Origin of the sequence: Bariatricus massiliensis, assembly GCF_900086725.1 — a bacterium.
In the GTDB taxonomy this organism is placed as follows: domain Bacteria; phylum Bacillota; class Clostridia; order Lachnospirales; family Lachnospiraceae; genus Allocoprococcus; species Allocoprococcus massiliensis.
The window spans coordinates 943067-957977 of record NZ_LT574838.1; the positions used below are offsets into that span (position 1 = coordinate 943067).

The 14911-nt window shown below is 38.4% G+C and carries 26 protein-coding genes; 1 reads left to right on the forward strand and 25 read right to left on the reverse strand.

Annotated features, from left to right (window positions below; translation table 11 throughout):
* Window position 1: 1 nt before the first annotated feature.
* The 20 genes from BN6465_RS16040 to BN6465_RS16125 all read right to left on the reverse strand — a co-directional run bounded on the left by BN6465_RS16040 (window position 2) and on the right by BN6465_RS16125 (window position 12508).
* Window positions 2-436 carry a hypothetical protein gene (locus tag BN6465_RS16040; RefSeq protein WP_066737078.1) on the reverse strand — a complete coding sequence of 145 codons (435 nt, stop codon included), beginning with the start codon at window positions 434-436 and terminating at the stop codon, window positions 2-4.
* A gap of 1 nt (window position 437) precedes the next feature.
* Window positions 438-854, reverse strand: a complete 417-nt coding sequence (locus tag BN6465_RS16045; protein ID WP_066737080.1) for a minor capsid protein — start codon at window positions 852-854, stop codon at window positions 438-440.
* A gap of 4 nt (window positions 855-858) precedes the next feature.
* Entirely contained in the window at window positions 859-1287 is a 429-nt protein-coding gene (locus tag BN6465_RS16050) for a DUF6751 family protein (RefSeq protein WP_066737083.1), read from the reverse strand.
* A gap of 2 nt (window positions 1288-1289) precedes the next feature.
* The gene (locus BN6465_RS16055) at window positions 1290-1661 is read right to left on the reverse strand and encodes a head-tail connector protein (RefSeq protein ID WP_066737088.1); all 372 of its coding nucleotides are present in this window, start codon (window positions 1659-1661) and stop codon (window positions 1290-1292) included.
* Between the two features lie 17 nt (window positions 1662-1678).
* Complete coding sequence (locus BN6465_RS21740; protein ID WP_199882851.1) at window positions 1679-1930, reverse strand: hypothetical protein; 252 nt, start codon at window positions 1928-1930, stop codon at window positions 1679-1681.
* A 20-nt stretch (window positions 1931-1950) separates the two neighbouring features.
* On the reverse strand, window positions 1951-2820 hold the full coding sequence (locus BN6465_RS16060; RefSeq protein WP_066737090.1) for a hypothetical protein: 870 nt from the start codon (window positions 2818-2820) through the stop codon (window positions 1951-1953).
* 14 nt (window positions 2821-2834) lie between these two features.
* Window positions 2835-3458 carry a phage scaffolding protein gene (locus BN6465_RS16065; RefSeq protein ID WP_066737095.1) on the reverse strand — a complete coding sequence of 208 codons (624 nt, stop codon included), beginning with the start codon at window positions 3456-3458 and terminating at the stop codon, window positions 2835-2837.
* A 165-nt stretch (window positions 3459-3623) separates the two neighbouring features.
* The gene (locus BN6465_RS16070) at window positions 3624-4784 is read right to left on the reverse strand and encodes a phage minor capsid protein (RefSeq protein ID WP_066737098.1); all 1161 of its coding nucleotides are present in this window, start codon (window positions 4782-4784) and stop codon (window positions 3624-3626) included.
* A gap of 9 nt (window positions 4785-4793) precedes the next feature.
* Entirely contained in the window at window positions 4794-6161 is a 1368-nt protein-coding gene (locus tag BN6465_RS16075; protein WP_066737100.1) for a phage portal protein, read from the reverse strand.
* Window positions 6158-7510: a PBSX family phage terminase large subunit gene (locus tag BN6465_RS16080; RefSeq protein ID WP_066737102.1), complete on the reverse strand. Its 1353-nt coding sequence runs from the start codon at window positions 7508-7510 to the stop codon at window positions 6158-6160. The genes BN6465_RS16075 and BN6465_RS16080 overlap by 4 nt, the downstream gene beginning before the upstream one ends.
* A complete protein-coding gene (locus tag BN6465_RS16085) occupies window positions 7491-7877 on the reverse strand; it encodes a terminase small subunit (RefSeq protein WP_066737104.1) in 387 nt (128 codons plus the stop codon). The genes BN6465_RS16080 and BN6465_RS16085 overlap by 20 nt, the downstream gene beginning before the upstream one ends.
* Window position 7878: 1 nt before the next feature.
* The gene (locus tag BN6465_RS16090) at window positions 7879-8142 is read right to left on the reverse strand and encodes a hypothetical protein (protein WP_066737106.1); all 264 of its coding nucleotides are present in this window, start codon (window positions 8140-8142) and stop codon (window positions 7879-7881) included.
* Window positions 8143-8273: 131 nt separating this feature from the next.
* Window positions 8274-8729 carry a hypothetical protein gene (locus tag BN6465_RS16095; protein ID WP_066737108.1) on the reverse strand — a complete coding sequence of 152 codons (456 nt, stop codon included), beginning with the start codon at window positions 8727-8729 and terminating at the stop codon, window positions 8274-8276.
* Window positions 8716-9525 carry an FRG domain-containing protein gene (locus tag BN6465_RS16100; RefSeq protein ID WP_066737110.1) on the reverse strand — a complete coding sequence of 270 codons (810 nt, stop codon included), beginning with the start codon at window positions 9523-9525 and terminating at the stop codon, window positions 8716-8718. Before BN6465_RS16100 ends, BN6465_RS16095 begins: the two co-directional genes overlap by 14 nt.
* 110 nt (window positions 9526-9635) lie before the next feature.
* Complete coding sequence (locus BN6465_RS16105) at window positions 9636-10226, reverse strand: endonuclease domain-containing protein (RefSeq protein ID WP_066737112.1); 591 nt, start codon at window positions 10224-10226, stop codon at window positions 9636-9638.
* Between the two features lie 60 nt (window positions 10227-10286).
* Entirely contained in the window at window positions 10287-10727 is a 441-nt protein-coding gene (locus BN6465_RS16110) for a hypothetical protein (RefSeq protein ID WP_066737113.1), read from the reverse strand.
* Window positions 10724-11020 (reverse strand): hypothetical protein, encoded by a 297-nt coding sequence (locus BN6465_RS16115; protein WP_066737117.1) that lies wholly within the window; start codon window positions 11018-11020, stop codon window positions 10724-10726. The genes BN6465_RS16110 and BN6465_RS16115 overlap by 4 nt, the downstream gene beginning before the upstream one ends.
* Window positions 11017-11187, reverse strand: a complete 171-nt coding sequence (locus BN6465_RS20845; protein WP_154670274.1) for a hypothetical protein — start codon at window positions 11185-11187, stop codon at window positions 11017-11019. The genes BN6465_RS16115 and BN6465_RS20845 overlap by 4 nt, the downstream gene beginning before the upstream one ends.
* Entirely contained in the window at window positions 11187-11471 is a 285-nt protein-coding gene (locus BN6465_RS16120) for a hypothetical protein (protein WP_066737120.1), read from the reverse strand. The genes BN6465_RS20845 and BN6465_RS16120 overlap by 1 nt, the downstream gene beginning before the upstream one ends.
* 11 nt (window positions 11472-11482) lie before the next feature.
* Complete coding sequence (locus BN6465_RS16125) at window positions 11483-12508, reverse strand: tyrosine-type recombinase/integrase (RefSeq protein ID WP_066737121.1); 1026 nt, start codon at window positions 12506-12508, stop codon at window positions 11483-11485.
* Between the two features lie 212 nt (window positions 12509-12720).
* Between BN6465_RS16125 and BN6465_RS16130 the strand changes: the two genes are divergently transcribed.
* The gene (locus BN6465_RS16130; protein WP_066737122.1) at window positions 12721-12975 is read left to right on the forward strand and encodes a hypothetical protein; all 255 of its coding nucleotides are present in this window, start codon (window positions 12721-12723) and stop codon (window positions 12973-12975) included.
* A 19-nt stretch (window positions 12976-12994) separates the two neighbouring features.
* On the opposite strand, the gene BN6465_RS16135 is transcribed toward BN6465_RS16130, so the two are convergent.
* The 5 genes from BN6465_RS16135 to BN6465_RS16155 all read right to left on the reverse strand — a co-directional run bounded on the left by BN6465_RS16135 (window position 12995) and on the right by BN6465_RS16155 (window position 14909).
* Window positions 12995-13228: a DUF3850 domain-containing protein gene (locus BN6465_RS16135; protein ID WP_199882852.1), complete on the reverse strand. Its 234-nt coding sequence runs from the start codon at window positions 13226-13228 to the stop codon at window positions 12995-12997.
* Window positions 13215-13619: a DUF551 domain-containing protein gene (locus tag BN6465_RS16140; protein ID WP_066737128.1), complete on the reverse strand. Its 405-nt coding sequence runs from the start codon at window positions 13617-13619 to the stop codon at window positions 13215-13217. Before BN6465_RS16140 ends, BN6465_RS16135 begins: the two co-directional genes overlap by 14 nt.
* Window positions 13620-13883: 264 nt before the next feature.
* Window positions 13884-14222, reverse strand: a complete 339-nt coding sequence (locus tag BN6465_RS16150) for a hypothetical protein (RefSeq protein ID WP_154670275.1) — start codon at window positions 14220-14222, stop codon at window positions 13884-13886.
* Window positions 14223-14242: 20 nt separating this feature from the next.
* A complete protein-coding gene (locus BN6465_RS20850) occupies window positions 14243-14413 on the reverse strand; it encodes a hypothetical protein (protein ID WP_154670276.1) in 171 nt (56 codons plus the stop codon).
* A 214-nt stretch (window positions 14414-14627) separates the two neighbouring features.
* A complete protein-coding gene (locus BN6465_RS16155) occupies window positions 14628-14909 on the reverse strand; it encodes a hypothetical protein (protein WP_066737133.1) in 282 nt (93 codons plus the stop codon).
* Window positions 14910-14911 lie beyond the last annotated feature (2 nt).

Consider the following 14911-nt stretch of genomic DNA (forward strand, 5'->3'; position numbering starts at 1 on the left):
ATTATTTCTCCTTTTCAAAATAGATAACACGGCACTGGACCATATACTGTGCCAAATTGTTCTCAAGGTCTACTGTTGCAAGATTCGGCATATTCTGGAGCGACTCTATCTTTCTCATCTTACAGTTCGTTCCAAAATCCGGATAATTTTCACTTCTATTTTGTTCGTCTATCCAGTCAATCATCCTTTGTGCCATATTCATCGCTTCTATATTTGTGGAATCTGTATCTGGTGAATAATACCATGTAAATACGACTGAAAAACCATATTCTTTATCAGCGGCCCTTATATATTTCTTTATGGTTTTTCCAGAATAGTCCGTCAAGAATGATAAACTGCCGGGGGAATTATTAGCAAAGTTAAATACGGTGAGCCCACCCGTCAGCTCTCCAATGATAGGTTTTATGTATTCTATCATCGCTTCATGCTTTGTCATATTACCTCCCTCTAACAAATCTCTGTACAGAATCTGTAAACTCTTCTATTCTTGCTGTTTTCATGGCTTTGTCCCAATGTGATGTAGCAAATGCATGTCGGGATTTATCATAATTTAGCGGGCGGCCCGTCTCGACTTTACTTTCTCCATATCTCGCCCAAGGACTTCCAGTTATCCTTGACACCATTAAGATTCCATTAAACTGATATCTCGCATGTGGTGACAAGTAATGAACAATCCCTTCGTTTCCTTGCACATATGTTCTTACATTGCGTGACAATATCATATTTCTGGCTGGAACATATGGCTCCATCAGCCTTCTTGCTTCATTAGCCATAAACAATAGAGTTGACCCCTTTCCGGTAGCTTCTTCTGCAATCTGCTTTACTTCTTTTTTCCACTTCATTTCTATTTTCATGCAACTACCCTCCAAGCCTATAATGTTTTCCGGCAATCGCTTTTGTATTATCCGAAATGGCTGTTATCCGGAACGATTCTGGTTTATACTTATTGAGTAATTGTGCCGATGAGATTGCATGATTTGCGCCGATTTCATCTTTACATTCGCCATGTATTACAATATCATCTGGTTTAAGAGTAAAGAATTGTTCTCTATCTTGTTCGTCAAGAAGTATCCACTGATGATAGGGTCTGTAATTATTGCTTGATGGAATCCTAACAGTATATACATTTGTCATTTGTAAGCCTTTTCCAGATTCTACCCTATCAATCAAAGATTTATAATAACAATTATGTATGACTTTCCTATACCATACATCAGTCTTTTTCGCATTATCAGACGCACGCAAACAATTATATAACGTAATTGTATGTGTATAATTTGGATTCATTATCATACCCCTGCATACATCAAGCCAGTAAGCGAAAGATGTCTATATATAATCTTATAAATCTCTTTCTCTAATGCGCTTTCTGTGAGTTCGCTCACTAGATACGTTCCTGACTCTCCGTCATTACTATAGCTTTGTAAGATTTTACCACTTTCGTCCTTGGTTGATTCGTGTTGATACAATTTATTTGCCACTTCGCAACAGCACATCTGTACACAATATGGAATGTCTGATAGCAAATCAATCCTCCCAAACGTAAGGTGTCTGATTTCGGAAGAGGCCCGATTACTCCAATACTCGAAATCCTCTTCCGGAATCTTCTTTGTTTTTCCAGCATACTTTGTATAGTATTCATATGATGCATATGTAACCATGCTTGCCACCTCCTTAACTACGCCACTTCAAGTATAGCGCTACCAACTCCGACACATTTGTTCATTGAGTCAACTTCTACAATAACAATTTTCATTCCGGAAGTTGCTTCAATATCCGATACTCCGTCCCACGTTTTGTATCCGGTCGTACATGTTACACCTAATTTAGGCATAGTCGGGTTTGCGGCTATTTTATATTTGTAGCTATTTCCGCTTGTTAAAATTGGGACTACTGTTATCTTCGTAGTCCCGCTCGTGCTACCCGCCACTGAGGTAACATTCAGATTAACTAAGCTCCCTGTTTTTTTACAACCGCATAATTTTTATCGCCAAGCCGATAACCTGTACAGATTTCGATTTGTGCTAATGAGCCGTTGAAATTCTCAGAATCCTTAAGCCTTGCCATAGCCAGCAAATCTACAATATGGAGACCTCTCCAGTCATACATGATGTACTCTACCTTGGAAAGGTCTTCTGTTTGTAATGTCCCGGTGAAATCATAATACTTCGCCTCCGAAGTAAGGTCGAGCATATTACATTCTACCCACAACATTCCGAGATAATATCCCATCTGGCCCGTTCTTACAATCTCATCATTAGTAACCGGCGTGAATTTGTCACCTGCAATTTCAAGCATCGTGCTGTATGTCTCCACAGATGCCATTACCACATTTGCAGAAGCTTTCTGTTTTCTAATGCTCTTCCTACCTGCAATGATTTTGCTTATAATGTTAGATGCTGTAATTGCTTCGGTATCTGACAATGTTGTACCTTCGCGTGCAAGGCAGGCAAGCCCGGACATCTGCCATCCCTCACGGCACACCTGCACTGACTGCGATAGATGTGCATCTGCCATATCATAAGGAACCGCCTCTGCCTGCACATTGTATATTTTTGTAGATTCCTGCTGCAGATTGTTTAACAGCAATGGAATGAGTTCGTTATCTCCTTTTTCATGGTCAAAGTCTGACCCCGGTGCTTTGGGCCCATTTGCCGACTTTGCCGCAAGTCGGAATATTTTTACCGCCCCGGCGCTTTCCGCATCTCCCTGATACTGGTCGCTGTAAGTAAGTCCCGGCTGAAACACCGAGTCAAAATAAAGGTTAGGTGCAACAATGCTGCTGTATTTTTCGTTTACATTATATCCGCCATATTCCATAGTCTATTCTCCTTCTACTGTTTGTAATATTTGTTCTTTCCATATTTGGCCTCAAGAAACGCTTCCTGTTCAGACTTCGTTTGAGGCTTGTGTGTGTTACGGGTGCCGCGCACGAAAGTTTTTTTATGCTCCGGTTCATCCTGTTCAAATTCATCGGGGTACTTTTCTTTCATTGTCTTCATGTAATCTTCTGCCCCAACAAAAGCGCCATCCTTGAATTCGAAATCCTGCGACATGAATTCTCCCAGTATTGCTTTTCTCGATAATGGCGACTTGATTCTTTGGCCATCAATGAATTTCTCAGCAGCGAACTGCTTTTGCTGTGTTTCAATCTTGGATTGAAGGGCATTAGTATCCGCTTCATACTTATCTTTCCATTCTTCAACAGATTTTCTAATCCCATCTATGTCCAATTTCTCATATGAACCGATAGTTTCTGTCGCTTCCGTGAGCTGACCTTTCAGGCCGTCTCTTTCTGTCTGCATGTCCATATACTTAGCTTTACTTACATAGTTTCCGCTATTGATATTGTCGATTTTAATCTGTTTCCCTTCCCCTGCGGATTCATTGTAAGCGTTCACTTTTTCGGCGAACTGACCATACATTTCCTCGCCTAATACTTCTTTTAAAAAATCCATGCTTTTCCTTTCTTGGCCTATCTGTTTTTATCTGCGGTGTCTCCGCCGGCCGTGGCAGTTTATCTCTCATGCCACAGGAGTATTCCCCATCAGTTTATCTGTCTTAAGGGTTTTTCGGACAAAATAAAACACACAAGGGATTTCTTGTGTGCAATAAACTTTTTGCTATGCGACTCTTCCAAGTCCATCCATATAAATACGTTCTTTTTGTTGGGGTAGATTTAGCACATTTGAAAAATCTACATATTTATTCATCGTATCGCGATATCTTATTTGACATGCCATTATATCAAAGTCATTCCCTTGCCCTTCTTTTAACAATGCTATATCCTGACGTTGCTTACGCATAAGCAGCTCCAAATCCCGTTGTCTTTGTAGGGCAGTATAAGTTGTATACTCTTGCCCCTTATAATACTTTATAGTATTTTCGTCTGCTATCATTTTATCTAACTGCGAATCCGTATAATTTCGAGTGGATATGCCTTTGACAAACGGAGTATACGAGTGATAACAATTCGCTCCACATAAACCTGTTACATCCCCAAGAAGACAAATACTTTTCAATTCTTGATAGCTATATACGCGCCCCTGCCATGTTTGATGTGATGGTCTGGCCCCAATGTGATAAGACACCTCATAATCGTCAGTTCCTAGTTCCCTTGCGGCTTGTTCATTCATAAAACTATTGATTTGGTTGAATCCAGTCATTAGTGCAGCTCTGGTAGCCGATTCAATACGGTATCTTCTCCCGGAAGCATATGCGACAGTCCTCATACCCCCTCTCGTCATTTCCTTTACGGCCTTTTTTAACATAGTTTCATAACTAAATGCCCCCGTGGTCATACCAAGAACTGCATTATCAAGTACTGTTTGATAATATTCAGCAATAGGCAGGAATATCTTTACACCATCCTTCATCGTTGTGAACCCCAAGGATTGTGATATATTCTTGAAACTATCCGCTGTCTGTTTCATTACAGCTTCGACCATCTTTACAATCTCTTTATTGCTTCCGAACGGCGTGTGATTGTGACCTGTCTTTATATATATATCATCGAACTTCTCATATTCATTCTTTATAATATCTTTGAATAAACGTTCTAATTCATCATCTGTTATTTGCAAATAAGACTGTATTTCCTTCTTTATGTACGCATCTGTTTTCCCCAATTGCCTTAATCTATCTATCTGATATTCTGCAGATGATGTCATATCAGAATTGGCTTTGATTCTCCTGACGATATCTTTCATAATGTTTAGTTCCAGCCTTGATGCAGCTTGTTCCATAGCAACCGGAATTTTCTCAATATCTCCTTGCGTTAACATTTCTATCGCCTACTTTTCAACTACTTCTGCTGTGTCTGATACCATTGCTTGCGCAATCTCTTTTGTTTCCCCATACCATTTCATCCGGTATTCCCATAATTGCATAGCGCCGATTGAAACATCTTGCAAGTCTTGACGCCTTTCGGTTTCTTTGTCTACAATTATTGAATCGTCCCATATACTCGTCATTTCGACTTTACCGGGTGGAGACATTCCGGCAATATCAATCCACGCATCAATTGCGCTTACCAGCGTTTGAAGCGCATCCTCCAAGCTATTTTGTATTGCTTTTACAGTGGCATAGGAACGCTGTTTACTAGTTTTTATTTCTTCGGCTGTCTTCTCCACCACTTGAGGGTCTGATAATGTCCCATAGGCAAGTCCACTATTGAATTCAATTTTCTGCACAATACGATTATAACCATTAAAAAAGCTCTCATCACGTATTTGAGGAGAGTATACATTAAAAAACGGTCTCCCCTCAATGTCAGAAATACCGGGGCCCATAGCATGGTATATTCTTTTTTTCCCTTTTGGAAGAATTACATGACCCTTTCTGTCCCTCTGAAAAAACTCGTCAGCGGCTTGTATAGCGGTCTCTTTTGCTTTATATTCCCACATTGTAGCGCCATATTGTTCGTCTGCATCCCTTATTTGATTTACAGCTCTTGCATACACTGCAACGCCAAGCGGTGACTCCGTATCAATATTATTGGCCATCGGCATCCTAAAATAAGAAAATAGTGTTCTGTCAGCGCTTTCAAATTCTACATATGGCTCCATATCCGCCCATTCGGGAACATCTTCTAATGATATCTCTTGTCCAAGATTTATAACGTTATCATTCTTCACTACTGCTTTCCTGCTGACAAACGCTTTATTTGCAATGATATAGCGTCCATTTTTTAATTCCTGATATTCTAATCTAGTATATAATTTTTTCCCTACTGTCTTGAATTCAGGAAAAATAACTGCAGTTATGTGGTTCGCACCATCGAATTCAACCGGATAGAAATATCCAGCCTTTACTATATCTATCGCAATCCCCTGACTATCTATATAAGGCTTAAATACAATTCCCCCGCCATTGCACGCGTGCTCAACATATACTGGCAAATTCTTAATAAACATTGCCATAGAATCGCTTATTAAGTCTGCCCGCTGACTTCCAGTTATCTTGATTTCGGACTCCATCGTAACCAATCTAGCCATCTCAGAGCATATAGAACTGGCCAGATTCAAGCTTCTTATCTCTTCATTTATCCACGGTGCTTCGTTTGCGTACATCTTTGTCCATTTATATATAGCATCAGACATTTTATTTGATACAGCAATGTCTACTCCCATAGCTTTCTGTACATTTTCGTATTGTATCATCTGTTATCACCCCTTTCTGACATCGGGAGCATATATGATATAAGCCTCCACATCCCCATTATTAGATAACGTAGCGCGTCTTCGCAATGGTCGTTTACTTTGAGAGGCTCTTCTTTCCCTTTTTGTATACTTTTCTCGTCATATTGATATAGGCCCATTTCTCTAATAAGCATTTTCTGTGATGTGCTGACCAAAATCTTTTTGAAAGAAAGGAATTTTTGTACTCTGCTTATGCCAAGCGCTACATCATTCTTAGCTAGAATAACACTTATATGTGGAAGAATCCTTCTCACCTCTTCAATTAACCCCGCGGCCGATGGGTCAATAAAAATATAACTTACAACCCTTTTATATTCGCGCTCCAGTTCATCACAAAACTTTTTCATATCCTTTGCATAATCAGAAGGAGACTTTTGTTTGTTTTCATCTCTTCCCGAGTAATAGTATTCTTTCAGGCCTCTTAGACACTGTACTTCATGGTCTATACCAAATGCTTCAAACGTTGTTGGATTCTTCTGCCCGTAGTCTACACCGATTCCTATTTCCCCTATTGCCTCTCGCGACTCTTTACTGTAAGATTCAGGATTGTATATATGTGCTTTGGGAGAAAACATATAATATATCAAATCATCGACTCCCGTTGATTCCCCTAGCCATGTCCAGCGATACATCTTTATATCTGCCGCTTTCATCTCCTCCGCTGTATCTATAAGGTCTTGTCCGAGCCAGTCAATCGGGACATCTCTATAATCAGTGTGGATGTGCACGCAGTCACTACGCTCTTCCATCTTCTTACACCATTGATTTATTTCAGCATTAGGATTCTTTGGAGGGTTATACAGATATATCATTTGAAATCCTGATTTGTTTCCTCGGACGAACGTAGCTTCTATGTTAGCAAGTTCATCTTCCCCTTCTCCATCATCAAAGAATTCTGTTAGCTCATCAAGAATTACAAGCTTAATCGGCTTATCTTCGTCAATAATACCTTTTGTATCATCTATCCCATCTGAGCCCGAAAAATACATCGTCGTCTCATACTTTTTGTAAGTGATTTCCATTGGTGACTTTCCAATTTTAAATAGGTGCTTTGGTACTTGTAACCTGTTTATTCCCCTCAACATTTCCTTATATACTGTTTTCCGTAGTTTATTGTGACGCTTTCTTAGCACTACTACAGACCCATTAGCATCTGACACAAGCTGGTAGTCAGCCCTGATTGCTGCAAAACTTGATTTTGTTCCGGCTCTACCAGATGTAAGAATAATATGTTTTACTTGCCGATTATTAAATATGGGAAGATATTTAGGGATAATAATATCTGATATTCTAATCTGTTGGCGCGTCATTTATTATCTCTATACCTCCTCCATCGCTCATCTTATCCTCTGACAACTCCAGCCGCTTCATAAGTTCCTTCCCTGCCGCCAATCTATCCTTAAGCTCTGCATCCAATTCAAATTGGTCCTTAACTTCCCCCCTCATTACCGCAGTATAAAAGCGCATCACCTCTTCTATCGTGGCAATGCGCTTTGAGTCTATTTGTTTCTGTCTTTCTTCGATGTATTGCTTTATGCCTAGTTTTGTCAAGTTCTCACTTGCAACCCGGTTAAGGTTGTTTCCTTTGTATCCGGCTCTCCTTGCCGCCTCAGTTGCGTTTCCAAGTTCAAGGTAGTAATCTGCGAAGGCTTTTTGCCTTGATGTTAATTCTTTCATTTTATCCACCTGCCCTTGCTACCCGCATGACTTCTTTTGCCATCATTGCGAATATCTGTATGATATCTATCTGTGAGCTCGTAGAAAATAGCTGGCGGTTTCTTTTAGCATTTATGAGGTTATCATATACCGGAGTGCATATACAGTATATGTTCTTCATCCTCTTTTGCTCTTCGGAATAATGTTGATACTGATTAATCTTTAGCTCTACTCCGTTTATAGCGAGAAATAACTGTAGTTTATTTATTTTTGCTCTTATGTTCATCGTTTCCTCCATGCATGAAATTTGAATTTATATTAAAAAAATCAACCACTATTGCATGGCTGACTTTTTTCTATATCAAGCTCCTTCTCTTAAGGCCGTAATTCAAGAACGCAATAATATAGCACTCATCTTTATAGCACTTTAAAATATTCACTCACAATATTTTTCACCTCTAATAGCGTATAAAACACATTCTTATCTTCTAATTTTTCCTTATAGTTTTTTCTCTGATTTTTCATGCTTTCTGGGATATCAACATCGTCTAGTGCAGACCACAAAAAATGCACCCCGTAATCATATGGATATTTATATGGATAACCGTGCCCCACCGATTTATGAGCTTTCTTAAACGTTATGTTATGCTTTAAACAATTATTAGCACAACGTAATGCAGAAAACAACTCCCTATGTAAAACATCCACAACCTCATATGGTATACGGTCCAAACAATCTACTGTCCAATGAACGGCCGTTCCCACCAAATAATAAACCTCTGTCTCATCTGCATCAGTGGTTCCAATTTTTGCAATTGCATTTATTGACTTCTCCATACAATAAAATAACATATCTTTGTTACAGATTCTCATCCTCGCCATCCCACACTAAATGTATTTTTTTATTTTCTCCGTAGACAATATCTTCGACTATGTTTTCTATTTGATACTGCAATTCAGGAAATAAAAACGATTTTTTTATTCCGCAAAGAGATAGTGCTTTTAATAATGATTTCTTTTTTTCTTTGGGTATTATAATATCGGCTAAATAAAAAGGGCTTTCGGTGTCTAATGGAGACCACGTAAATTTTCTATATTCTCCTGTATATGTAAACATACTAAAATAGCCGTCTTGGTTTCTCAATCGTTGATTACTTATTGCTGATTTTATTGTAACAACTGCATGTTCTTTGCCTAATAGTAATTCTTCCTCACTTTTTATAAAACTATATCTATTAATTAAATACTTAAATTTATCAATTAGTGGATCAGTAAGCGAAAAAATGGGCATATTCTCAACAAAAACATTACCATCACAGCTTTCATCATTTGAACAGGCAAAATATAGTGCAACAAGCGGATTTCCCGTCAAGTCAAGCATCCTTGTTGGAGCACCATAATGCTGCATTTTTATCAATTTTTCAAAACCACTAGTTCCACTAAACTCATCAGGTAATCTTCGTTCGACTTCTTCTATAATTTCTTTTTCGTGATTGTAAAACTCTTCTCTTCTAAACAAACTAGGAATTAACCTTAAATCTTTATTCCCTTGCCCTCTGAATAACAATTTAGTTGGTTTTGTGTTTTCATAGCTAAATAAATGATTTTCACATATCTCTTCAATTGCAGCCAAAAATTGGCTTACCGTATTTGCTTTAAATGTTAACATGTTTACCTCACATAATATTTATGTAAATACTATATCATTTTAATTATCATTACGCAAATACTATTAACTTTAGTAAAAACGCCGCCCGTTATAGTGGACAGCGTTTTTTACTATATTTCTTTACATTTTAATATATATTTTGTTACTTTTGTAACGTCTTCTAAGATATATCTTGCCGGTATATGAACAACTTTCCAATCAAACCCAAGAGTTCTGTTTATGTAAAAATCTCTTTCTGCTTCTTTGCCTAGGTCGGAATGATAAAGTTCTCCATCCACTTCAACAACAAATTTCATTGATGGTATAACAAAATCTGCTTTATATTTGCCAATCTTTTGCTGTGGAATTATTTTAAGTTTATTTTTCAATAACTCAATTGCAAGCATTGCCTCTGGAATACTCGCGTATTGATAAGCTCTTGTCCGTGCAACTCTCACAGCTTTATCATACTTATCAAAATTCTTTACCTGCTTTTTTACTTTTTCTACAGCACAATTAAACCTTTTATCATGACGTGAATCTGTGTCGGGTTTCTTACCTTCCTTTTTCTCTTTAATAATCTTTTTACATGAATCACATATATATGTGCGCTTCCTGCTATATTGTGTTCTTTTTATTAGTTCACCACATATTTCGCAAGGTATAAGATAAATATTTCTACCGCAATATGTAACACCATCTTGTAAAGCTTCGTCTATCAACTAATCTCTCCTTTGCCTATTTATCCCATGTTATAATTATATTACAGGCTATATGACACGTCAATTAAACTCCAGAAATTCTAATGCCTTTTCATGAATCCTAAGAACTTGCCTGTAAGACACTCCAATTTCCTTTGATATCTTTCCAAAACTATGGAACTCTATATACTTTAATCTTATAGCTTCTTGCCCTCTTTGAATTGGGATATCTGCTATCTTTTTCATAATCTCTTTTTTTATTTCTCCTTTCCTTTTCAATTCTTTTTTTAAATTTTCCGTTAGTTCATCCAACCTCACAGAATAATCCGACAAGTCACCAACACTATTCCCTTTAGGCATATTGTCAAGCACCAGCGAAGGGAACATTTTATTGACCCTTGCCAATTGAATTTTCATAGCCGCGGTCTTACATTGTTGAACAGCTAATCTATATTCATCTAGTTTCTGGATTTTTTCTTCCTTTAATTTTTGAATTTCCGCTTCCTTTTCATCTTGGGTCATAATACATCGCTCCTTAATCTGACAATTAATATGTTTTTGCTGTCTCCCTCGTTCTCTAAAAATTCTTTGTAATTATTATACTTATCAAGCTCTCTGTAAGGGCAGCGTGAATATTTGCAACAATTTCCATATGAAAGTTCATCTACAAGATACCCTTCTTCACGCATTTTATCATTCAATGCTTTTTGCTTTTCCAACTCACCAACATAAAGCCCACTCTCCCCAACGCTTACTCGGTCCAAGCAGTATTCACATCCCCTTTGACGAGTTTCTCGTTTTGATACCCTTCTCATCTATACTCCTTTCCAGTCCTCTTGTCCCTAACAACCACGATTTCAAAACCTAAAAGGCTTGCTATGGCCCGGAGCGCATAGAGTGCCTCACGCATCTTATGCGACATCTGATTGGCTCTCCCGATAGCTCTATCGGCTGTAGGGTCCCTATATCCCTCTCCGTTCATTAATTCCCTTCCTCCATAGATATTTCTTCACTCTCCCCTTCCACGTGTACAACAATCCTTATTGGCTTACCGTTCCATCCACTGTTCTCTACATCAATTTCGCCAGAATAATCAAACACCTTGCCTTCTTCTGCATATACTTTGATTGTTCCGGTCGTGCATCTTGTGGTAGTATGTACAATAACCGGCTCTGCTTTTTTCGGTTTCTCCGGGACGTTCTCACAAGATACCACACCAGCTATTAACACCATTGTTACAATGATTGCACCTATTCTTTTTTTCAATCTTCGTCCTCCTATGCTACTTTTTTTCTTATACTCCTTAATGTATCCGGCGTGCTTTCTGCGTAGTACCGTGATGTTACCGCAGGTGATGCATGCCCGAGCACTTCTTGTACAGTTCCTATGTCGTGTCCTTGATTCTTCAACTGCATGCCTAACGTCTTACGCATCTTGTGCGGATACACTCTGTATGTGATATGCTGCCGCTCTGCGATAACCTTAAGCGCGGCCCTTACTCCGTCTGTAGTGAGGCGTTTGTATGGTGCTCTTAAACCGACAATTAGTGCCTCGTTGTTGTCTTTACGGCTGTCAAGATACTTTTCGACATGATATCGGGCAACCTCATCAAGGTATATTGTCCGGTATCTGCCGCCCTTCTCACCGCAAATTAGGATGTCTCCCGTATTCCAGTCTATGTCTTTCCTGTTGATTGCAACCACTTCTCCAACCCTCGCCCCGGTGCTCCGCAATATCTCTATGATTGCCCTATCCCGTAGGCTTACGCATCCTTCCCGCAGGCGCTCTATCTGGTCTGGTCTAAAATAGTCTATCGGCTTTCTCGGTTCTTTCTTACGTTCTATAGCTTCTACCGGATTGTTGGCGATAAATTTCTCCTTTCGCAACCACGTAAAGAAGGCTTGAAGGAATTGCCGCTCATTATTACATGTGGTAGCCTGCTTGCGCTTCCCGCTGTTGTGCTCGTAATATCGCAAGTAATAATCTATGTCCAGCTCATCCATCTTTATTAGCGGCTTATCTATCTGTGCAATCAGATTCCTTACTGCCCGCTCATACTGTTCAATCGTCTTCTCAGACAGGTTCTTTTTCTTAATCTTCAATAGTTTGATAAGATATTCATTCTGTTCTTGTGCGCTGTTGTCCACCGTGGCCGGAAGAGTGGTTATCTCCTCCATGTTCACAAACACAAACTGCTCTTCAATTATTCTTTGCAGGATATCTAATTTGACCGCATCAAGGTACATTGACATCTGTACTACAATATTATTCATTACATTACTTTTTGCATTAGTATTTAACATAATTTGTCCTCCTCTTTTGTATTGCCCAAGAGTTGTAATTATGTTATAATTCTCTTGGGTGGAGACAATGCGTTTAGAACTTTGGCGAGTTCGCATTGTCTTTTTTATTTTGCTCCACCCATATCTATACACCCTATGTTTTCGTTGTGATACTTCCCTTTCTTTCCTTGTCATGCTATACTATCGTTAGCAATTAAAGGAGCGAATCATTTATGAATTTTGACTATTATTCTGTTTTACATGATGCAATTAATAATATTGTTGCTGGCCTTAAAGAAGTATTTCTTAGCAAACCCATGATAATCATATATGCTGGCTTGATAGTTTCTGCAATAGCATCTTTCTTTATTAAGCACATATCTTATAACTGTTTTAGGCTTACTGGCGATTCCAAACGCAAAGCAAAGAAGAAGTCTAATCTATTGGCTGATTTCCTTTCTTTAATTGATTCTTTTCGCGGAAAATAATTATCCATTAAAGTGCCGTTTACCATCCGATAATACAGTATCCTTGCGTAAGTCCATATTCCGGAACATTACGCAAGACATATTTTATATACCGACGCACACTATTACCCGTATATCCGTTATTCCATTCTTCTAAAATAAGTAAATCACCTGCTTGAATACCATCTTCATCCTTGCGAAGTTCAAAATTCTTCTCTCGCGCTCGTACCGCTCGGAAATATTCGGGTTTGATTTTCTTCCTAATGACATTCAATTTGGTTATCCTCCTTCTCCGGCTCTTTCCGGTATGGTTCATGGAGTTTCCACGCAACCACATTTTCAATTTTACCGTGCCGTTTATCCATCCATTTCTCCCCATCGTAATACCCAAATGTGTATTCTATGGTATCGGTCATGTATGCCACTTCAAAACGCCTCATATAATATTCACATCTGTCCGAAGTTTCTAAATATTCTGTTTTTTCCGGCAACCGCTCCGATACCGAAATCCACTGCAATACCGTAGGCTGTTTCTCTACCAACTTTTTAATTTGGTGCTGGTACAGATTCGCAATTTTTTGCGCTCCAGTATTACAATCCCTACAATAATCTTTAATTCTTAATTCAATTCGATTCATCAATTTATCTGCATCAATCAACCTCATTTTTCTGCCCCCTTAAATCTCAGTTTACGCGCCCAAGAGCTTTTTTATATGCAGCTTCTCTACACTCATCGCCTGATGCAAAATCTCTGTCAACCCACGGTGCACCAGAACGGCAATCGGGACACCAAAAATGACATTGCAATTTGACACCAATTCCATTTCTATTAGTGTGTATATGCGGTTCTGTACACTGCATTTTACCCCCGCAATATGGACATATGACTACATATTCATCCATGCTTTTCCTCCTTAAAGTTTAATTTCCTATCCTACCCAAATAACAATGGCTTTAACAAATTCTGCTTCTGCTACTTTTTTATCAATCATCTTTTCAAATTCTTCGTCACTAAGGTCTTTATACTCATCCTCATCACTAAATTCGTCTGCCAACCCTTCCCTATATTCATCCTCTGTCATCCATTTGTTATCATATAAAATAAGCTCCTCAATCTCTCCTTTGCTTGCATCAGCCTGATTATAGTTATAATCACCTGTGTAGGACTCTTCGCCGCAAAAAATAAGTACTGGCAATTCTGGATTATTTAAAATCAATTCTCTCAACACAGTGGTGTCCGGCAACGAACAATCTTTTTTTGTACTCATTTCTATTTCCTCCATAAAGTTTAATTCTCTTTCAGTGAGTCTATGTCATCTTTCAAACATAAAAATCTTGACATACATCGTTTCTGTTCTTCAAACTTTCCTTTATACCAATCTATCGAAGATTGTGTTTCTTTCATTTCTTCTGTAAGTTTTTCGATAAACATGTTAACAACGCTTTCTAATTCTTCCATGCCTATACCCTCCGCTAAAGTTTAATTTTGAATTGTCGTTGTATACTTAACATTGCTAAAAGGCAGCGTCATAATCATTAGCCCGTCTCGTATGACGACATAACAACCCTCGTTACAGATTATAAAATCGTCACAGTCAACAGATATGTGCGTCCCATCATTAAAAAATATCCTAACTGTATATGGTCTCATTTCGTACCTCCATAAAGTATAATTAGTCTATTGAGTATCGTTCTTTTATTCTTTGTATTCTTTTATCAGTTTCATCTGGGAAAAATTCTGTTGAACCACCGTTATTCCCAGTTTCCAGTCCATTTTGCCAAATGTATTCAATCATCTGAATGTATGCTTCTTTTCTCGTGATTTTTCCTTCCAGTATGGAAGATAGGAGGTCATTATTACATAATGTTCCACAAAAATCACATGGTTCACCATATTGACTTGTTATATAATCATAATCGTCTCTGGCTTGTTTTAAAGAGATATTTTCACACATTA